This window comes from Meiothermus luteus (assembly GCF_003574085.1).
GTDB classification, from domain to species: domain Bacteria; phylum Deinococcota; class Deinococci; order Deinococcales; family Thermaceae; genus Meiothermus; species Meiothermus luteus.
This window is the reverse complement of record NZ_QWKZ01000209.1, coordinates 1-1009: the sequence shown is the minus strand read 5'-3', so window position 1 is coordinate 1009 and position 1009 is coordinate 1. Positions and strand designations below refer to the sequence as shown.

2 protein-coding genes are annotated in these 1009 nt (G+C 65.7%); one reads left to right on the top strand and one right to left on the bottom strand.

Translation table 11 applies throughout. The features are described from left to right. Positions 1 to 609: prepilin peptidase (locus tag Mlute_RS15320; protein WP_147371142.1), on the bottom strand; the 609-nt coding region annotated here is incomplete at its 3' end. 35 nt (positions 610 to 644) lie between these two features. On the opposite strand from Mlute_RS15320, the gene Mlute_RS15315 reads away from it, so the two are divergent. Further along, positions 645 to 1009 (top strand): polyphenol oxidase family protein (locus Mlute_RS15315; protein ID WP_147371141.1); only part of this gene is annotated, 365 nt, incomplete at its 3' end.

Here is a 1009-nt window from a genome sequence, read left to right as displayed (position 1 = left end):
CCATATTCCTCCCCAGGCCCCCCCCATGGCTGCGAGGTGGACCAGATGCACCCCGAAGGGGCCCTCCCGGGGGCTGTCCTTGAAGCGATTGTAGAAGAGCCCACCGTACCCCGCGAGCAAGGCCACCAGGCCAGCTCCCATAAGCCCTGCCTCCAGGGCTTCGGAAAAGGTCCTGGGGTAGCCCAACAGGAGGGCCCCTCCCAGCCCCAGGAAGACGCCGCCGAAGTTGAGGGAGTTGGGCAGGGTCTTGGTATCTATATCAATGAAGGCCAATGCGATGAGCAAGGCGATGAAAGCCCAGATAAAGACCAGCTCAGGGAGCGTAGGGCGCAGCAGAGCCGCTGCCGCAAAGAGGAAGGCGCTCAGGGCCTCCACCAAGGGGTAGCGGGGCGAGATGGGGCCCCCGCAGCCCCGGCACCTGCCGCGCTGGAGCAGCCAGGAGAGAATGGGGACCAGCTCCGCAGCCGAAAGAGAGCGGCCGCAGTGGGGGCAGCTCGAGCCCGGCCAGACCACCGAGAGCCCCTTGGGCAACCGGTAAATCACCACGTTTAGGAATGAGCCGATAAGGCTCCCCAGCAGAAAGGCGAAGGCAACCAAGGTCCACTCCACCCTGCCATTATTACAACTGAGGTAGACTGTCCGGCGTGCTAAAGAGCCCCTTGCTCCAGGTGCCCCATGGCTTTACCACCCGGGCCGGTGGGGTCTCGCCGCCGCCTTATGACAGCCTGAACCTGGGGCTTTCCACCGCCGATGACCCGAGGAATGTTTTGGAGAACCGCCGCCGTGTGCTGGCTCTTTTTGGCCATCCGCCCCAGGTCGCCTTGCGCCAGGTGCACGGCAGCCTGGTGCACCCGGTGGAGGCCCCTGGGGAGTGGGAGGGCGACGGCTTGCTGTCCGCTACCCCGGGGCTGCTGCTGCGGGTGAGTGTGGCCGACTGTTACCCGATTCTGCTGCACGACCCGGTAAGGGGGGTAGTGGGGGCTCTGCACGCGGGCTGGCGGGGTGTGGT